Origin of the sequence: Citrobacter sp. MGH105, from assembly GCF_001037485.2 — a bacterium.
GTDB classification, from domain to species: Bacteria; Pseudomonadota; Gammaproteobacteria; order Enterobacterales; family Enterobacteriaceae; genus Citrobacter; species Citrobacter portucalensis.
Map to the genome: position 1 here is coordinate 3706199 of NZ_CP073048.1, position 17315 is coordinate 3723513.

The following is a 17315-nucleotide window of genomic DNA, read 5'->3' on the forward strand; positions in this document are numbered from 1 at the left end:
AATATTCGTCTTGTTACACAGATTTATTAATCAGTGCATTTATTACAGGCCCTATCGCCTCAAATGAGGCAGGGGAAATAATATCAACATGCGCGCAATCCTGGCGGTAAACATCCAGACTGGATATCCACGGTAACCAGCTGCGTTCAGGACTGACACCCGGTACTAACGTGCGCTCAGCAACGAACAGCGTAGCGTGACCTGCAAACGGCACGCTGTGTGCCGTGGTGAGCAGGCGAACCGCATCGGCATAGTTGCCTTCGATTGCGTTAAATAAAGCCTCTGACGCATTCCCCTGCTGTGCAGCCAGAAACGCTTCGCGTTCACGCTCGATCTCCGCCAGTACCGCTGGATCCAACCCATTAGCCTCTTTTTCTTGCCAGTTTTGCGTTTCTGGCGGCCAGGTATCCAACAGCCCGAGGAATGCAACCGTCTCTCCTCTGGCATGTAAGCGCGCGGCGATCCCTTGTGCCAGCGTGCCGCCCAGCGAATAACCTAATAAATAGTAAGGTCCGTGAGGCTGTTGACTGAGCAATGTTGCCAGGTGATGTTCGCATACCGCATCAAGATTTTCCGCCGTCTGCATAGGGCCATCCGGGCGCGGCGACTGAATACCTATAATCGACCACTGCGGGCTGAGATATCGCGATAGCACGCTAAACTGCCAGGCAAAACCCGACGCCGGATGGAAACAGAACAGCGTTGGGCCGTGACTTTCACGCAGCGGCAGCAGTGCCTCAAATCCCATATGTTGCGACTGCTCATCATCAGTGCTCTCCAGTAGAGCACTCAGTTGTTCAACGGTAGAGGCCACCATAATCTGCCCCGGCGTCACCTGACGCTCAAAAACCCGGCTCAACTGTGCCGCCAGCTTCATCGCCAGCAACGAATGTCCGCCAAGCGCAAAGAAGTCTGCCGCCACGTCATTAACCTCGCAACCCAGCAAAGCCGCAAAAGACTGCGCGATGGTGGTTTCAGTCCCTGCTCGCGGTGCGCGCCCGGAAGTACGCGACGTCAACTGCGGCATCGGCAGCGCTTTACGATCCAGTTTACCGTTCGCGCTAAGCGGCAGCTCCGCCAGCTGCAACAATACCGTCGGCACCATATGCGCAGGCAGTTTTTCACGCAGCTTTTCCCGCAACGCTGACGTATCCAGCGGAAAACCCGATTGTGACACCAGATACCCCACCAGTTGACGCGCATCGCCGCCTGTCGCCGCCGCCTGGTTGAATACGCAGGCGTGGGCAACGGCATGCTCGACATCAGGCAACTGCTGCATCACCCGGTCAATCTCGCCGAGCTCAATGCGTTGTCCGCGAATTTTAAGCTGGTCATCGCTGCGTCCAAGGTACTCCACCGCGCCATTTTCCAGCCAGCGCGCCACATCTCCGGTACGATACATGCGTTCGCCAGCGTTAAACGGATCGGCGATAAAGCGGCTTGCGGTCAGATCCGGACGGCCCAGATAACCTTGCGCCAGTTGGATCCCTGTCAGATATAAGTCACCAGCCACGCCGAAAGGCACCGGGCGCATCATGGCATCCAGAATACGTAAACCGGTATTCCATACCGGATAGCCAATCGGCACGCTGTTGCCGGTTACAGCAGCAAGGTCTTCCCCCCAGGCCGGATACCAGCTCACATCAACCGCCGCTTCCGTTGGTCCGTACAAATTGTGCAGTGGCGCATGAGTTAACTGTTCCCACTCACGGCATAAATCTGCAGGCAAGGCTTCGCCGCTGCAAAATACCCGTTTCAGCGAGGCACAACTCTCCCGCGCGGTTTCCGGCGTCAGTGAAGCGACAAAAGCGGCCAACATAGAGGGAACAAAGTGCGTGGTCGTCACCCCATATTGGGCAAAGAACTGCTGCATCGCCAGCGGATCGCGGTGCGCCTCAGGCTCTGCCATTACCAGCTTTGCCCCGGCAATAAACGGCCAGAAAAACTCCCATACCGAGACGTCAAAACTGCACGGTGTTTTCTGCGCCACCACATCATCCGCGGTCAGCGAATAGTGATTTTGCATCCACAGCAGACGGTTAACGATGGCGGTTTGCCCAACCATCACCCCTTTTGGTCTACCGGTAGAACCGGAAGTAAAAATGATATAGGCAGTATGATTGGGCTGAGATAGCGCCAGCGGAGCAGCATCTTCTGCTGGCAGGGGCGAGTCATAGCACAGACTTTCCAGCCCAGGAATATCGCTAAAGCGCGCCAGTTGCTCATTGGTCGCGATCAACAATTTTGGCTTCGCGTCTTCGAGCATCATCCGCAGGCGATCGTCCGGGTATCCGGTATCCAACGGCAGCCAGGCTGCACCGGCTTCAACGATACCGTGCAGCGCCAGCGTCAGGAACACGGAACGCGGTAATGCCACGGCGACGCTGTCGCCAGGCTTGACGCCGCGTGCACGCAAAAGGCTCGCCAGCGCCACGACCTGCTGGCGCATTTCGCGATAGCTAAACTGATAGCGGGCATCGGCCAACGCCGGGGCATCCGGCGTTTTATCGGCCTGCTGTACCACCAGCGCGCTCAGCGTAGTGGACGGGATCTCGACGGTGGTGTGATTAATCTTCGCCAGCCGCTCATGTTCTGTTGGCAACAGCATCCCGGCGTCGCCGCAGCATAGCGCCGGATTGTCGGCAAACTGCTCGATAAGCCCGATTAAACGCGAGGCATGCTGCGCCAGCGTTTCTGCATCGTAGCGCTGTTTATTGGCCAAGATTTCAATACTCAGCCCACCGTTTTCATCCGGGAATAACGCCAGCTCAAGATCGTTCACCGGCCCTGTCGCCAGCGTGTGGGTTTGTGCCTGAACGCCGGGAATATTCAGCTGATAGTCGAATATTTTCACGTTCAGCACCGGGCCAAACAGCGGCTCAGCACCAGCTGCACGCCCGCTGTCGCGAACGATTTGTTCGGCATCATAACGTTGATGCCGACGCATTTTCTTCAACTGCCCGGCCAGTCGTTGTGCAAGCACAGGCAAGCTTTCTGCCGCATCCAGCCTCACACCAAATGGCAGTACGTTTAAAACCGGTCCAGTGGAGGTCAACGCCGCCGACCCCATGCGCCGCATAAAGATAAACCCGGCGGCATAATCCATTCGGCTGCATAAACGTCCCAGCCACAATGCCACCAGCGCGAGGGCCAGATCCGCACGCTGAACGTCAGGCATACGTGCCGCAAGCCGACGAAACGCCCCTTCAGGCGCGGTTAACTTCATACGAATAATATCCGCGCTGGCCGATCGTCCCGGCAACGGATTGTTCGACAGCGAGGCAGGAGGCGGGAGTTGCTTTCGCTGCTCGCTCCAGAAAGCGCCGTCGCGTTGCCAGGCATCGCTTTGACGGTACTGTTGATACTCTTCCACCACCTCGGCGAACGGCGTAAAAGGCGAGTCTGGCGTAGGCTCGCCGTGTAGCCATGCGCGATAAATTGCGGCTATCTGGCGGGTAATGGCCGGAAAACTGAAGCCATCGACCAGCAAATGATGGTAACGTTGATACCAATACCAACGCTTTTCTCCCACCTGTATAAGCAGGTGAAAAACCAGCGGCTTATTGCCATCAGCACGTATGTCCTGCTGCAGGTCTGCCTGCATCAACGCACGCGCCGCCTCATGTGGATTGGATTTTTCGCGCAGGTCGATAATTTCAGGTTGCGCAAAGGCGAGCGCAGAATCCACCCATTGCCAGATCTCACCGTTATCTTCGCTAAACCGCATCCGCAGGGTATCGGCCTGCTCCAGGCCCGCCACAACGGCTTTCGCCAGCAACGACGCGTCCAGTTCGCCAGTTAACTCTACGTAGTGCGCCACGCTCCATGCCGAGGGCAATGTGGAGAGTTTTTCGGCCATCCAGATCCCCGGCTGAGCCGCCACTAACGGTAAACGCTGAGTCATGGAGCCTCCTGCACATCGACGTAGTTCGCGGTCGTCAGCGTGGTCCAGTTTGCTTCCAGCCATTGCTGGCAGGCTTCCTGGGATTGGGGTTCGCAAGCAATTTGCCAGCCAGCAGGAAGCGAGCACTGCTGCGGCCAAAGGCTAAACTGACGCTGGGGATTTTGCAGAATGTAAAACTGGCCCTGCGGATTATCGAAGGGGTTACTGAATTCCATACTCAACTCCTGTCGTGGAACATCGTCCGGTTAAATCGTGTCGGTAAGCGGTTGCCAGAGCGTCATTAGCCCTTGCATCAGACCGCCGCGCCAGCAAAGCGCATCGTGTCCGCCATCAACCTGACGCCAGAAAATAGACTGTGGTGCAGAAGGTAACTGGGCATATAACGCCTGATTAGCGCGATAAATAATGGGCTCGCGGATCCCCGCTTCCAGGACAATACGCAGCCCCTGAGCACTCACCTTCCCGCTTTTCAGTTGCTCGACGATCGCCCCGTCCTGATGACCACCGCGATGCGGCCACCAGTAAGAACCGGACTGGCTAAGCACACAGCCAAAGCGCGCGGGCCAGTTCAGCCCGGCATAAAGCGATGACAACCCGCCAAAACTTTGCCCAGCCACCACGGTGCGCTGCGGATCGTCACTAAACGCGGTCGTTGTCTTCACCAGTGGTAATAGCTCCTCCTGCACCGCCAACCAAAAATCCGCATTACACGGTAGCTCATGGCTGCGGTGAGCCGTATCAATGGCATCAATCAGGAGATAAACGGCAGAAGGAAGGTGTCCGCGATGCGTGAGTGAAGTCAACGCAGGCCAGACCGGCATACTCTGTGCCCAAAACTGTCCGTCCAGCAGGATAGCCAACGGACGCGTTTCGGGTTGAGCATCACCGGTGGTAAACACCCATACGCGACGCGTATTGCCGAGCCTGGCGCTATGCCATTGCAGGCAAACTGCGGGTGAATCTGGGTTTTCAGGTCGATCCCATCCTGGCTGTACGGGTGCCTCCGGCATTTCCAGCGCAGACACCGCGTGGCCACGACCGCCCTGCCAGCTCAGCGAATTAAGGGGATCGGCAATGGCCTGTGGCAGCAATTGCCGCCAGCCTTCACGCAGCAGGTTTCGGTCAGACGCTTCGCCTGCCACAAGCGAGGAAAAGATATCGTTGCGCTCTGTTGGGATAAAACAATAGCTGCCACGCCAGTTGGCGCTGAGGGAAACACTCCAGCACCAAACATTTGTTCCATCAATGCGTCGCATCGACTGAGGGGGGGCATTTTGATGGTGGTCGGTGACGCCGGTGATATAAACCCAAACGCGATGGATGGCTGACTCATTTTCCGTTCCCTGCGGGTCACGCCACCAGAAGGTTACCCGATAATTTCCGTTGTCTTCACGCTCCCACTCCGGGCCTTTTTTCGACTGCCACCACGCCTCGCTTCCCATCTTTAACGTCGTCACAGCCATAACCCCATGTTTATTGTGAAATTTTATGATCTAGCGTGAAATATATTGATAATATTATTGATAACTATTTGCATTTGCAATAGCGTATTGTCGCGCTGTGGGAAGCGCGTACAGTTTTTCACCACTTATAAACCGACCTGGCGCTGCGTACTTTTTCTGGAATGGATAGTTTACGCAGATGCGGGCGACATCAGGCCAAATGCCGCACCACGGCACATTGGTACTCGTGGCTAAAAGAACAGCAGGACATACAATGAACAACAAGATTCATTCACTGGCCTTATTGGTCAATTTAGGGATTTACGGGGTAGCCCTGCCAGCAATGGCAGAAGATCAAACCGATAGCGTCGCTGTCTCTCCTGAAGACACCATCGTCGTTACCGCCGCCCAGCAGAACCTGCAGGCGCCGGGCGTTTCAACCATTACCGCTGATGAAATTCGTAAGAACCCTCCCGCTCGCGATGTGTCGGAAATCATCCGTACCATGCCTGGCGTTAACCTGACCGGTAACTCAACCAGCGGTCAGCGCGGCAACAACCGCCAGATCGATATTCGCGGCATGGGGCCAGAAAACACCCTGATTTTGATCGACGGTAAACCGGTTACCAGCCGTAACTCCGTGCGTCAGGGCTGGCGCGGCGAGCGTGATACTCGTGGCGATACCGCCTGGGTTCCACCGGAAATGATCGAACGTATTGAAGTGCTGCGCGGTCCTGCCGCGGCACGCTATGGCAACGGTGCAGCTGGCGGTGTGGTGAATATCATCACCAAAAAGGGCAGCAATGAATGGCACGGCTCCTGGGATACCTATTTCAACGCCCCGGAACACAAAGACGAAGGTTCGACCAAACGCACCAACTTTAGCCTGAATGGTCCAATGGGCGGGGATTTCAGCTTCCGCCTGTACGGTAATCTTGATAAAACCCAGGCCGACGCATGGGACATCAACCAGGGCCATCAGTCAGAACGTACCGGCACTTACGCCAACACCTTACCGGCCGGTCGTGAAGGGGTGATCAACAAGGACATTAACGGCGTGGTGCGCTGGGATTTCGCCCCGCTCCAGTCACTGGAACTGGAAGCCGGTTATAGCCGTCAGGGCAACCTGTATGCGGGTGACACCCAAAACACCAACACCAACCAACTGGTGAAAGATAACTACGGGAAAGAGACCAACCGTCTTTACCGCCAAAACTACTCTTTGACCTGGAACGGCGGTTGGGATAACGGCGTCACCACCAGCAACTGGGTGCAGTATGAACATACGCGTAACTCCCGTACACCAGAAGGCCTTGCAGGTGGTACGGAAGGGATCTTCGACCCGAATGCGTCACAAAAATATGTCGATGCCGACCTGAATGACGTCATGCTGCACAGTGAAATCAGCATTCCGTTAGATCTGCTAGTTAACCAAAATCTGACGCTCGGTACCGAATGGAACCAGCAACGCATGAAGGACATGTTGTCCAATTCGCAGACCTTTATGGGCGGTGATATTCCGGGCTCCAGCAGCACCAATCGTAGCCCGTACTCAGATGCAGAAATTTTCTCTCTGTTTGCTGAGAACAACATGGAACTGACCGACAGCACCATGCTGACGCCGGGTCTGCGTTTCGACCACCACAGCATCGTTGGCGACAACTGGAGCCCATCTCTGAACCTGTCCCAGGGGCTGGGCGATGACTTCACCCTGAAGATGGGGATTGCGCGCGCCTATAAAGCACCAAGCCTGTACCAGCTCAACCCGAACTACATTCTGTACAGTAAAGGCCAGGGTTGCTACGCTACCGGTTCCGCGACCGGAATTGGTTGCTACATGATGGGCAACGATGACCTGAAGGCTGAAACCAGTATCAACAAAGAGATTGGTCTTGAGTTCAAGCGTGACGGTTGGCTGGCTGGGGTAACCTGGTTCCGCAACGATTACCGCAACAAGATTGAAGCAGGTACGGTACCGTTCGATAGAACATCTATCACCAACAAAGGGAAAACGACTTACACCGATATCTACCAGTGGGAAAACATTCCTAAAGCGGTGGTTGAGGGTCTGGAAGGTACGTTGAACGTGCCGGTTAGCGAAACCGTTAACTGGACCAACAACATTACCTACATGCTGCAAAGTAAGAATAAAGAGACCGGCGAGCGCCTGTCGATTATTCCTGAGTACACGCTGAACTCGACTCTGAGCTGGCAGGCACGCGAAGATTTGTCGCTGCAGTCCACCTTCACCTGGTACGGCAAACAGCAGCCGAAGAAATACGATTACCAGGGTAAACCGGTAACCGGTAGTTCGGCGAGTGAAGTCAGCCCGTACAGCATCGTCGGCCTGAGCGCGACCTGGGATGTGACGAAAAACGTCAGCCTGACCGGCGGCGTGGATAACGTCTTCGACAAACGTCTGTGGCGTGAAGGTAATGCCCAGACCACGGGCGATATTGTAACCGGGAACTATATGGCGGGCGCTGGCGCGAATACCTATAACGAACCGGGCCGGACGTGGTTCATGAGCGTAAACACCCACTTCTGATAACGCTTTCCCTCTCCTCGCTGCGGGGAGAGGGAAATTATAACTATCATGCACACCACGCACACACCGCTCACTTTCGCAGACCACATGCTGCACATGGTCGAGTTCGATCCCGACAGCTTCCATGAGCACGACCTGCTCTGGCTCCCTCACCACTCTCAGCTTCAATCCTGTGGACGTAAGCGTAAAGCTGAGCACTTAGCAGGGCGTATTGCCGCAGTACATGCATTACGTGAATACGGTATCAAAACTGTACCTGGCATCGGCGGGCAGCGACAACCGCTGTGGCCACAAACGTTGTTTGGCAGCATTAGCCACAGTGCGTCAACTGCGCTGGCGGTGGTATCGACGCATCCCGTCGGGCTGGATATAGAAGCTATTTTTACGCCACAAACCGCAGTTGAGCTGACTGACGGTATTATCGATAACCGCGAACGATCGATTTTGCATCATGCTGGTCTGCCCTTTCCGCTCGCCTTAACTCTGGCATTCAGCGCCAAGGAGAGCCTGTATAAGGCTTTTTCCACTCAGGCATCCGGGTTACCAGGTTTCACCAGCGCAAAAATTACCGCGCTCACGAATCAGCAATTAACATTGCAAATCATGCCATCATTTTCGCCTAACCTCGCCAATCAGGAAATTAACGTGCATTGGTTTCAACGCGATAAAAACATCATTACCCTGTGTGCACCCACGCTGTCAGGATCGTGATCCTTTTCTCCTTTTAAGAAATTAGCTGCGCAAATCGTAGACAGTTCGATTATCTCGACTTATCGTTAGCTTGAATAATAAATCATATTTGAATAAATATTCAAAGTGGAGAAAGAGATGAACAAGACCCTGATTAAATCCGTATTACTGGCCTCGATCCTTACCGCATCGGGTTCGCTGTATGCTGCCGACAACGGACTGATTGCGATTATCACCCCTTCACACGACAACCCGTTCTTTAAAGCCGAAGCCGACGGCGCGATCGCCAAAGCGAAAGAGCTGGGATATACCACGCTGGTCGCCTCTCATGATGATGATGTCAATAAACAAAACCAACTGATTGAGACCGCCATAGCCCGAAAAGCGAAAGCCATCATTCTCGATAACGCGGGCGCCGATGCTACCGTTGGTCCACTGGAAAAAGCCAAAGCGGCGGGCGTGCCTGCATTCCTCATCGATCGTGAAATTAATAAGACCGGCATCGCAGTCGCGCAAATCGTGTCGAACAACTACCAAGGCGCGCAGCTCGGCGCAGAGAAATTCGCCAAACTACTGGATGGAAAAGGCAAGTACGTTGAGCTGCTGGGACGCCAGTCCGACACCAACGCGCATGTGCGCTCACAGGGATATCACGATGTGCTCGACGACTATCCGGATATGAAAATGGTCGCCCAGCAAACGGCGAACTGGAGCCAAACTGAAGCGTTTACCCGTATGGAAGCTATTTTACAAACCAACCCTGATATCGTCGGCGTCATTTCCGGCAACGACACCATGGCGCTGGGCGCAGAAGCTGCCCTGAAGGCTGCTGGGAAAAACAATGTCATCGTGGTGGGTTTTGACGGCAGCGACTACACCCGAGATTCCATCATCAACAAGAGCAACATTAAAGCGACCGTCCTTCAGCCCGGCTGGCAGCAGGCACAAATGGCGGTTGAGCAGGCTGATTACTATCTTAAAAACGGCAAAGCGCAGAAAGAAGAAAAACAGCTCATGGATTGCGTGCTGATTGATGAAACCAATGCCAGCAAGCTGAGTAAATTCAACCTGAGCCACTAAGCGGAGGCACTATGTCGTTAACACAATGGGGTGCTGCACTGGTTGGGTGCGCCACCCTGTTGCTGACGGCCTGCACGGTAGTTGACCTCGACGAAAACGGCAACCCCATCATCCCGGCCGACCCACAGGCCAAAGCCAGTTTCGACAATCAAACACCCGAGCAGATCGCGCAACAAACCTGGCAATCCCGCGTCCTGGATACGGCAAAGCAACACGCTCTGGATGCGTCAGCGCTGAGCGCACGCCTGAAGACGCCCTCACCCACCGCCGAGAGCGTATTTGTGCGCCTGACCAGTCAGATTGAGAACGTCGACACCACCAATGCGCGCGAGAAAAGCATTATGATGAGAGTCAATGACGCCCCTGTCACCATCCAAATAGGCCCGGTGATGCGCGGCAATGCCATTCGCGATGCGAGTGGTTTTAAGTTTGAAGACTTCACTAACCAGGTTCAGTTTGCCCAGCTTTCCCGGGCGTATAACCGCGAAGCGGTAAAACACTTGCCCGCAGTGGACGAAAGCTGGCAAGGGAAGCGTGCCACGGTACTGTTCGCCGTAACGCTGAATGCAGGAAAAGCGGAAAACGCGGCAGCGTTAGCGCTGGAACAGGAGGCACACTGATGAATAATTCCTCAGCAGAGGACATCATCCTGCGCACACATGCCATCTCAATGCTATTTCCCGGCACGATTGCGCTGGACAGCGTGGATTATCAGGTGTGGCGCGGTAAGGTCAACGTGATTATTGGCGAAAACGGTGCGGGGAAATCCACGCTGATGAAGATCCTCGCCGGTGTTCAGCAGCCCAGCAGCGGCGAGATGACGCTCAATGGCAACCCTGTTCGCTTCGCCAATACCCGGGACGCCGCGGCGCACGGGATTGGTATGGTGCATCAGGAACTTAACCTGTTTGAGAATCTCACCGTCGCGGAAAATATTTTCCTTGGCCGGGAGATCCAAAAAGGCATGACCCCCATTGATGAGGCCGAGCAGGAGAAGCGTACTGCGGAGCTGCTAACCCGACTCGATCAGCCCATTTCACCCCGCGATCTGGTCGGCAATCTCAAAGTTGGACAGCAACAGCTGGTTGAAATCGCCAAAGCGTTGGCGGAGGACGCTGACATTCTAATCCTCGACGAACCCACCTCGGCGCTGAGTAAAACCGAAGTCGAGATCCTGTTTCGCGTGATTCGCGAACTGACTCGCCAGGGCGTTTCGATAATCTACATCTCTCATCGACTTGAAGAATTGATGGCGATTGGCGATGTGATCACCATTTTACGCGATGGCAAATTCCAGGCCGAAGCCAGAGTTAGCGATATCGATGTGCCGTGGATTGTGCGTGAAATGCTGGGCAGCGACCCGGTGAGTAATTTTCTTGAGCCAGGCCGCACGTTCGGCGCGCCGGTTCTCGAAGCGGAACATATTACCTGCGTCAATGCCGCTGGCAATGCGGTGGTCAACGACGTCACCTTTAACGTCCACGCGGGCGAAATTGTCGGTATCTATGGACTGATGGGGGCCGGACGAACCGAATTGTTCGAGTGCTTGCTGGGTACTGAGCGCAACTACCTCGGTAAACTGTGGCTCGACAGCAAGCCAGTTCCACAGCGCTTAACCACCGCCGACCGCATTCGTATGGGAATGAGTCTGGTACCGGAAGATCGCAAGCGCACAGGCATTTTTCCCATTTCTTCGGTTGCCAGCAATCTGACTATTGCCAGCCTGTGGCGTCGCCTGCAGCGCGGTTTTGCCATCGCCCGCAAAGATGAGGAGGCCGTCGTCGCCAGCACAATTGGTAATCTGTCGATCAAAGTGTCCTCACCGGATGTTGAAATCCAGGCTCTGAGCGGGGGTAACCAGCAGAAAGTGGTGATTGGTCGCTCCCTACTTACCAATCCCAAAATTCTGTTCCTTGATGAGCCCACACGCGGCATTGACGTTGGCGCGAAGGCCGATGTGTTTCGCATGATGGTACAGCTTTCACAACAGGGTATTGCCGTTGTCTTCTCCACCTCGGATTTAAAAGAAATTATGGCGGTCTCTGACCGCATTCTGGTGATGTCTGGCGGCAAGCTCACGGCCGATATTACTCGCGATCGTGCCGAAGAATCGGCGCTGGTCACCGCAAGTGCTCAGGGGTTCTGACATGAAAACACTACAATCTGCCGTCGTCGCACCGCGAGCCGGCGTCACCTTCTCGCGGGAAAATATCCTGCTGCTGATCCTGAAATTACGTACCTTTATTGCGCTATTTCTGATCGTCGGATTTTTTGCCTTCACCGTCCCCGGTTTCCTCTCTGGCGGCAGCATGGTCATTATGATCAAGCACATCGCCATTAACGCGTTTCTGGCGTTGGGAATCACTTTCGTCATTATTACTGCCGGCATTGATCTCTCGATTGGCGCTACGCTTGGGCTGTGCGGCATGATTGCCGGATGGCTGATCACCAAAGGCATTGTATTACCCATGTTTGGCATCGCTATCTTCCCCAGCGTCTGGGTGATTGTACCTGTCGTACTGCTGATTGGCGGATTGATTGGCGCAGCAAATGGCTGGATTATTACGCGCTATAACGTCGCACCTTTTATTTGTACGCTGGGCACCATGTACGTATTGCGCGGCGCGGCGATGCTGACCTCTGACGGACAAACATTCCCCGGGCTTTCCGGCAATCCACAGTTGGGTAACACCGGTTTTGATGAAATTGGCGCGGGAACTCTGTTTGGTATTCCGTGGGCCATCTGGATGATGATTGTGCTGGCGCTGGTTATTGCCTACGTTGCCCGCCGTCTGCCCTTTGGCCGCCACGTGTACGCCATCGGCGATAACGAACGCGCTGCTGAACTGTCCGGGGTAAAAGTGAGGCAGGTAAAAATCTGGGTGTACACCCTGTCCGGACTATGTGCTGCAATTGCCGGAATAGTTGTTTCAGCACAACTTTCCGCTAGTCATCCGGCCAACGGTACAGCATTTGAGATGAACGCCATTGCCGCCGTTGTACTAGGTGGTACGTCGCTGGCCGGTGGTCGTGGCACCATCTTAGGCACGTTAATTGGCGCTTTCGTTATCGGTTTTCTGGCCGATGGTCTGGTGATGATGGGCGTCAGCGAATTCTGGCAAATGGTGATTAAGGGCATCGTGATTATTGTCGCGGTCATTATCGACCAGATGCAAAACCGGATGCAGCAAAAAGCCGCAGTGGTTGCGCAAAAGGCGGCGATGGAAAGTCAGTAGCCCTGAAATTACGCCTGATGGCGCTGCGCTTATCAGGCGTAGGTCGTGTATGACATATGGGCCTGATAATGCACCGCCATCCGGCAGTGGGGAAATTTTATTTCATGACGGCTTCAGCCTGCCCTGCCGAAACCTTATCATCCAGTTTAAACATCATCAGCAACCCCAAACTAATGGCATGGAAAATGGCAGGAATCCCGGCAATTAAGAACATAATCGCCGTCATCGTTTCCGATGACACCGCCTCACCCGCTTTGTAACCGCTAAGGGAGAGCACTAGCCCAACCATCCCACCCGCCAGTGCCAGACCAACCTTCATCGAAAAGAGCGTACCGGCAGCGACAGCCCCAGACATTCTGACGCCGGATTTGTCTTCACAATAGTCGGCACAATCAGAAGGCAGCGCCCAGGCAGTAATCGAGCCAAGTTCAGCCATCAATACCGACAGCACCAGTAGAACACATGCCAGTGAGATTTGTTCAGGGTTAACGAAATAGAGACATAATGCCGCCACGCCACCGCCCAGTTGCGCCACCTTCAGCGTACCTAATTTCGAGAGCTTGTTGCGCTTAATCAGTTGAATAGCAATCATCGGCGCAATGATCCCCGCAATCGCTGTGGCCGAAAGCAGACCAGAAACAAAGCCATCCCCACGATTCAGGAAATACTTCACAAAATAAATAGTCACACTGCCTTTAATTACAAAAGCAATGGAGCTGGTAATTTTGAACAGATAGAAAACAACAACCGGTTTCGCTTTCAGCATAATTCCCAGTTGTTTGGTAAACGGGACTTTATCGGTCTCCACGCTAACCTGATATCGCTCCTTTGTTCCCCAGAAACAGAGCAGCATAAACGCCGTGGCCAGCACGGCAATAAAGCTCATCGCCATCATGTAGGCGCGTGCTTCATCGGTTTCTCCATACCAGGCGACGAAAATCGGCACTACCATTGAGCAGATAAGAAAGGCCATTTTAGCCAGTGGGAAACGCCAAGAGTTGGCGCTTAAACGATCCATGGGATCGGCGGTGAGTGTCGTCAACAACGCCACATACGGCACCACCGTGGAGGCATACATCAGGATCAGAAATAGATAGGTAATCACTGCATAGACTAGCTTTCCAGTGGGTGAAAAGTCCGGCGCCAGAAAGACTAAAAAACAGGAAATACCGTAAGGGATCGCCAACCAGAGCAAAAAAGGACGATACGAGCCGTGCTTTGTCCGCGTGCGATCGGAGATATTACCGATAAATGGATCATAGAAGGCATCAACCAGACGGGCAACAATAAACAATATCCCCATCGCCGCTGCCGAAATCCCTAAAACATCGGTATAAAAATAGGGCAAAAACATCATCGTCATCCCAAGAAAAATGTTCGCTGACGAATCACCTAACCCATAACAGATCTTCTCTTTGATACTCAATTTATGCTGTTGCTTCATGAGAAACCCTCTTTATGAATATATATTCATTATCGAATTACTATTCACGCAAAGGTTAAGCCCACGAATTTAGCGCTGGCAAGTGGTTAGTCGTGACATTGTTACCAGTATCACAATTAACCTCATTCTTTTGCTCCTAAGCGCGCCGTCATCTAGTGGCGAAATGTCATCTTATTAATAAACAAGACGTTTATGCTGGCTGGCCGTTTCTCTCGTCATTCAGATAACGCTTACTCCTTTCAGTCTCACAGTAAAAATCTTACAGTAATCAGCAGAAATGGCGGCGTTTTTGTGATCGCATGCTCATTTTTTCGCCTTGACAGTGGAATGTTAACGGTAACCTCCCTTACTCTCATCGTGAATATAAAATCACAATGGAATATATATTCCAAAAGAGAGGTGCTATGAGCGAACAAAGTATTGCCCTGTGGGGGCGGTTTGAGTATCAAGTCACGGACGTTGACGATCCTCGCCATTTTACCGACACCGAGCTATCAGCCACCTTTACCTGCGGCGAAGAATCCCGCACGGTTTGGGGCTTTTACAACGGTAACGGTCAGTTCATACTGCGCTTTATGCCGGATATCCCCGGCGTCTGGCACTATCGCATCAGCTCAAATATTCCTTCGCAGTCCCCTGTCGAAGGAACGTTTACCTGCGTCCCTGAAACACAGTTAACCGGCCCGGTACAGCGTGATGGCGACGGGCACTTCCGCTATGCCAATGGCAACGCGTTTTATCCTTTTGGCACCACGGCCTACGTCTGGAACTACCAACCGGACGATATACAGCAACAAACGCTGGCATCGCTGGCGGCGAGTCCGTTCAATAAAATCCGCATGTGCGTATTTCCTAAACACTATCGCTACAATCTGCAGGAACCGATGCGCTTCCCCTTTCCGGGTACACTCGACCAGGGATTTGATTTTACCCGCTTCGATACCACCTTTTTTGCCCAGTTGGAGAGTCAAATACAAAAGCTGGATGAACTGAATATTGAGGTGGATTTGATCCTCTTTCATCCGTACGACCGCTGGGGATTTTCCGCCATGTCGCAGGAGACCGATCGCCGCTATCTCCGCTACGTGGTGGCACGCCTCGCATCGTTTAAAAATATTTGGTGGTCGCTGGCCAATGAGTTCGACCTGCTGAAAGAAAAACCGATGTCATTCTGGGATGCCGCCATAGCGCAAATCAAACGCGAGGATCCCTCTTCGCACATGATCTCCATTCATAACTGGCACAACCCGCCGATCCACTACCGCTCAAATGCGCACTGGTACGATCATCACAATCCCGCGCTCACCCACGCCAGCATCCAGCACCACGATATGCACTTTGTCCCGGAATGGCGGCAGACATTTGCCAAACCCATTGTCATTGACGAATGCTGCTATGAAGGCAATGTCGATCTCGGCTGGGGCAATATCACCGGAGAAAAAATGACTGCATTGTTCTGGCATGGCGTAATACTCGGCGGCTATGTCACTCACGGCGAAACATACCTGAATGAAGATGAGATTATTTGGTGGTCACATGGCGGCACGCTCAAAGGAACAAGCATCCCGCGCATCGCTTTTTTGCGCAACATCCTTGAGGAAGGACAAGCCAAACGCCTGGCGCCGCTCCCGTGGGGCAGCCACTGGGATACATCGATGGGGATAAGCTGCGAGGGCAACTGGGGACTGTTCTATTTTGGCGATCATTGCCCTGCCTACAAGATGATGACTATGTTGCCGGAGAATACGACGTGGAAGGTCGATATCATTGATACCTGGGCCATGACGATAACGCCGGTTGCGGGGGTTATTCAACACGGTGACAAGCTGGATCTACCGGCTAAGCCATGGATTGCTCTACGCTTAATAAAACTCTGATAACTACAGCCAGCCCCAGGGGCTGGCGATAACTTGACTCACCGCGGCGTCACCCTTTGACCAGATTGCGCGCTGTCGGGTAGTCGGTGATCAGTACGTCGATATAATTCCCCTGCAGCGCGCCACGGATCGCATTCTGTTTTTCTACCCCGCCCGCCAACGCTATCACATGGTTGCAGTCGCGGATCTGCGCCAGCTCCATGCCGATAACCGGGTCTTCCTCATGGCTGAGTACCGGATTGCCCGCCGCGTCGTAATAATGCAGACAGATATCCCCGACCGCGCCGCGTTCGGCCAGCAGTCGCAGCATCTCTTCGTTGTAATAGTTTCCTGAATTTTTCAGCAATTGAGAAGGTTCCAGCTCCCCGATGCCGACAATCGCCACATCCACTTCAGCAAATTTTTCGACGACCGCCGCCACGTCCGGGCTGTTAACCAGCCGAGAACGTTCTTCCACCGAATGCTCAATACTTTGCGAAGGCAACAGCCAGGCCGGGCAGCCGAGGTGTGCCGCCAGCTGTTGCGTCAGAATCGTGGCCTGCACGTTGCCGTTTGGCCCCACGCCACCCAGTAATTGGATCACGCCTGCCGCCCGGATATTTTGCGGGTGCATTTCATCAACCATGCAGCGAATGGTACTACTCCAGGAGGAAATACCGACCAGGTCTTCGGCACGCAGACGAGTTTCAACGTAATGTGCCGCCGCACTGCCAATGGCATGCTTAATTTGCGTACTACTGGGGTTGTCGCCAACATCCACGACAATCGCCTGGCGCAGACCAAACCGCTCTTCAATGGCTTTTTCCAGCTCGACAAAGATATTAGTCGGCTGTACGACGGTGATTTTCACCAGCCCTTCTTTCTGACAACGCGTCAAGGCACGGGAGACAAAGGACTGCGACAAATGCAGCAGCGTGGCGATTTCAGACTGTTTTTTATTTTCGGCGTAGTAAAGTGTGGCAATCTTAACCAGCAACCGCTGTTCATCCTGCTTTGACATAACATTCCCCCTGGTAAACTGCCTGTTATTTTTATTCATACCTGAATAGATAACAAGTCGTCTGCGCCTTTCCGGTTATCGCGTTAGTGTGATC

At 53.7% G+C, this 17315-nt stretch carries 12 protein-coding genes; 7 read left to right on the forward strand and 5 right to left on the reverse strand.

Translation table 11 applies throughout. The annotated features are described in order from the left end of the window. Positions 1-13 precede the first annotated feature (13 nt). Genes entF through fes form a run of 3 tightly spaced genes read right to left on the reverse strand, consistent with a single transcriptional unit; the run spans position 14 to position 5367 of the window. The gene (entF, locus tag SK35_RS18015; protein ID WP_048214720.1) at positions 14-3904 is read right to left on the reverse strand and encodes an enterobactin non-ribosomal peptide synthetase EntF; all 3891 of its coding nucleotides are present in this window, start codon (positions 3902-3904) and stop codon (positions 14-16) included. Further along, a complete protein-coding gene (locus tag SK35_RS18020) occupies positions 3901-4119 on the reverse strand; it encodes an MbtH family protein (RefSeq protein ID WP_032941816.1) in 219 nt (72 codons plus the stop codon). Before SK35_RS18020 ends, entF begins: the two co-directional genes overlap by 4 nt. A gap of 30 nt (positions 4120-4149) precedes the next feature. Continuing rightward, positions 4150-5367, reverse strand: a complete 1218-nt coding sequence (gene fes / locus SK35_RS18025) for an enterochelin esterase (RefSeq protein WP_075551208.1) — start codon at positions 5365-5367, stop codon at positions 4150-4152. A gap of 253 nt (positions 5368-5620) precedes the next feature. Between fes and SK35_RS18030 the strand changes: the two genes are divergently transcribed. The 6 genes from SK35_RS18030 (at position 5621) to SK35_RS18055 (ending at position 12900) form a co-directional block, all read left to right on the forward strand. After that, positions 5621-7894 (forward strand): TonB-dependent siderophore receptor, encoded by a 2274-nt coding sequence (locus tag SK35_RS18030; RefSeq protein ID WP_048214721.1) that lies wholly within the window; start codon positions 5621-5623, stop codon positions 7892-7894. 48 nt (positions 7895-7942) lie between these two features. Continuing rightward, positions 7943-8605, forward strand: coding sequence for an enterobactin synthase subunit EntD (gene entD, locus SK35_RS18035; RefSeq protein ID WP_048214722.1), 663 nt, complete (start codon positions 7943-7945; stop codon positions 8603-8605). 117 nt (positions 8606-8722) lie between these two features. Continuing rightward, positions 8723-9664, forward strand: a complete 942-nt coding sequence (locus tag SK35_RS18040) for a D-ribose ABC transporter substrate-binding protein (RefSeq protein ID WP_048214723.1) — start codon at positions 8723-8725, stop codon at positions 9662-9664. Positions 9665-9675: 11 nt separating this feature from the next. Then, positions 9676-10284: a DUF2291 family protein gene (locus SK35_RS18045; RefSeq protein WP_048214724.1), complete on the forward strand. Its 609-nt coding sequence runs from the start codon at positions 9676-9678 to the stop codon at positions 10282-10284. Then, positions 10284-11810 carry a sugar ABC transporter ATP-binding protein gene (locus SK35_RS18050; RefSeq protein ID WP_187426960.1) on the forward strand — a complete coding sequence of 509 codons (1527 nt, stop codon included), beginning with the start codon at positions 10284-10286 and terminating at the stop codon, positions 11808-11810. Before SK35_RS18045 ends, SK35_RS18050 begins: the two co-directional genes overlap by 1 nt. 1 nt (position 11811) lies before the next feature. After that, positions 11812-12900: an ABC transporter permease gene (locus SK35_RS18055; protein WP_048214725.1), complete on the forward strand. Its 1089-nt coding sequence runs from the start codon at positions 11812-11814 to the stop codon at positions 12898-12900. A gap of 97 nt (positions 12901-12997) precedes the next feature. Here SK35_RS18055 and SK35_RS18060 read toward each other — a convergent pair whose 3' ends face one another. Then, a complete protein-coding gene (locus SK35_RS18060; RefSeq protein WP_048214726.1) occupies positions 12998-14344 on the reverse strand; it encodes a glycoside-pentoside-hexuronide (GPH):cation symporter in 1347 nt (448 codons plus the stop codon). A gap of 404 nt (positions 14345-14748) precedes the next feature. Here SK35_RS18060 and SK35_RS18065 point away from each other — a divergent pair, with 404 nt between their 5' ends. Further along, the gene (locus SK35_RS18065) at positions 14749-16221 is read left to right on the forward strand and encodes an apiosidase-like domain-containing protein (RefSeq protein ID WP_048214727.1); all 1473 of its coding nucleotides are present in this window, start codon (positions 14749-14751) and stop codon (positions 16219-16221) included. 49 nt (positions 16222-16270) lie between these two features. On the opposite strand, the gene SK35_RS18070 is transcribed toward SK35_RS18065, so the two are convergent. Then, a complete protein-coding gene (locus tag SK35_RS18070) occupies positions 16271-17221 on the reverse strand; it encodes a sugar-binding transcriptional regulator (RefSeq protein ID WP_048214728.1) in 951 nt (316 codons plus the stop codon). Positions 17222-17315 lie beyond the last annotated feature (94 nt).

Bases quoted from the DNA above. Each gene is read 5' to 3' on its own strand.
- entF (WP_048214720.1), bottom strand. From the start codon at position 3,904: ATGACTCAGCGTTTACCGTTAGTGGCGGCTCAGCCGGGGATCTGGATG.
- SK35_RS18020 (WP_032941816.1), bottom strand. From the start codon at position 4,119: ATGGAATTCAGTAACCCCTTCGATAATCCGCAGGGCCAGTTTTACATT.
- fes (WP_075551208.1), bottom strand. From the start codon at position 5,367: ATGGCTGTGACGACGTTAAAGATGGGAAGCGAGGCGTGGTGGCAGTCG.
- SK35_RS18030 (WP_048214721.1), top strand. From the start codon at position 5,621: ATGAACAACAAGATTCATTCACTGGCCTTATTGGTCAATTTAGGGATT.
- entD (WP_048214722.1), top strand. From the start codon at position 7,943: ATGCACACCACGCACACACCGCTCACTTTCGCAGACCACATGCTGCAC.
- SK35_RS18040 (WP_048214723.1), top strand. From the start codon at position 8,723: ATGAACAAGACCCTGATTAAATCCGTATTACTGGCCTCGATCCTTACC.
- SK35_RS18045 (WP_048214724.1), top strand. From the start codon at position 9,676: ATGTCGTTAACACAATGGGGTGCTGCACTGGTTGGGTGCGCCACCCTG.
- SK35_RS18050 (WP_187426960.1), top strand. From the start codon at position 10,284: ATGAATAATTCCTCAGCAGAGGACATCATCCTGCGCACACATGCCATC.
- SK35_RS18055 (WP_048214725.1), top strand. From the start codon at position 11,812: ATGAAAACACTACAATCTGCCGTCGTCGCACCGCGAGCCGGCGTCACC.
- SK35_RS18060 (WP_048214726.1), bottom strand. From the start codon at position 14,344: ATGAAGCAACAGCATAAATTGAGTATCAAAGAGAAGATCTGTTATGGG.
- SK35_RS18065 (WP_048214727.1), top strand. From the start codon at position 14,749: ATGAGCGAACAAAGTATTGCCCTGTGGGGGCGGTTTGAGTATCAAGTC.
- SK35_RS18070 (WP_048214728.1), bottom strand. From the start codon at position 17,221: ATGTCAAAGCAGGATGAACAGCGGTTGCTGGTTAAGATTGCCACACTT.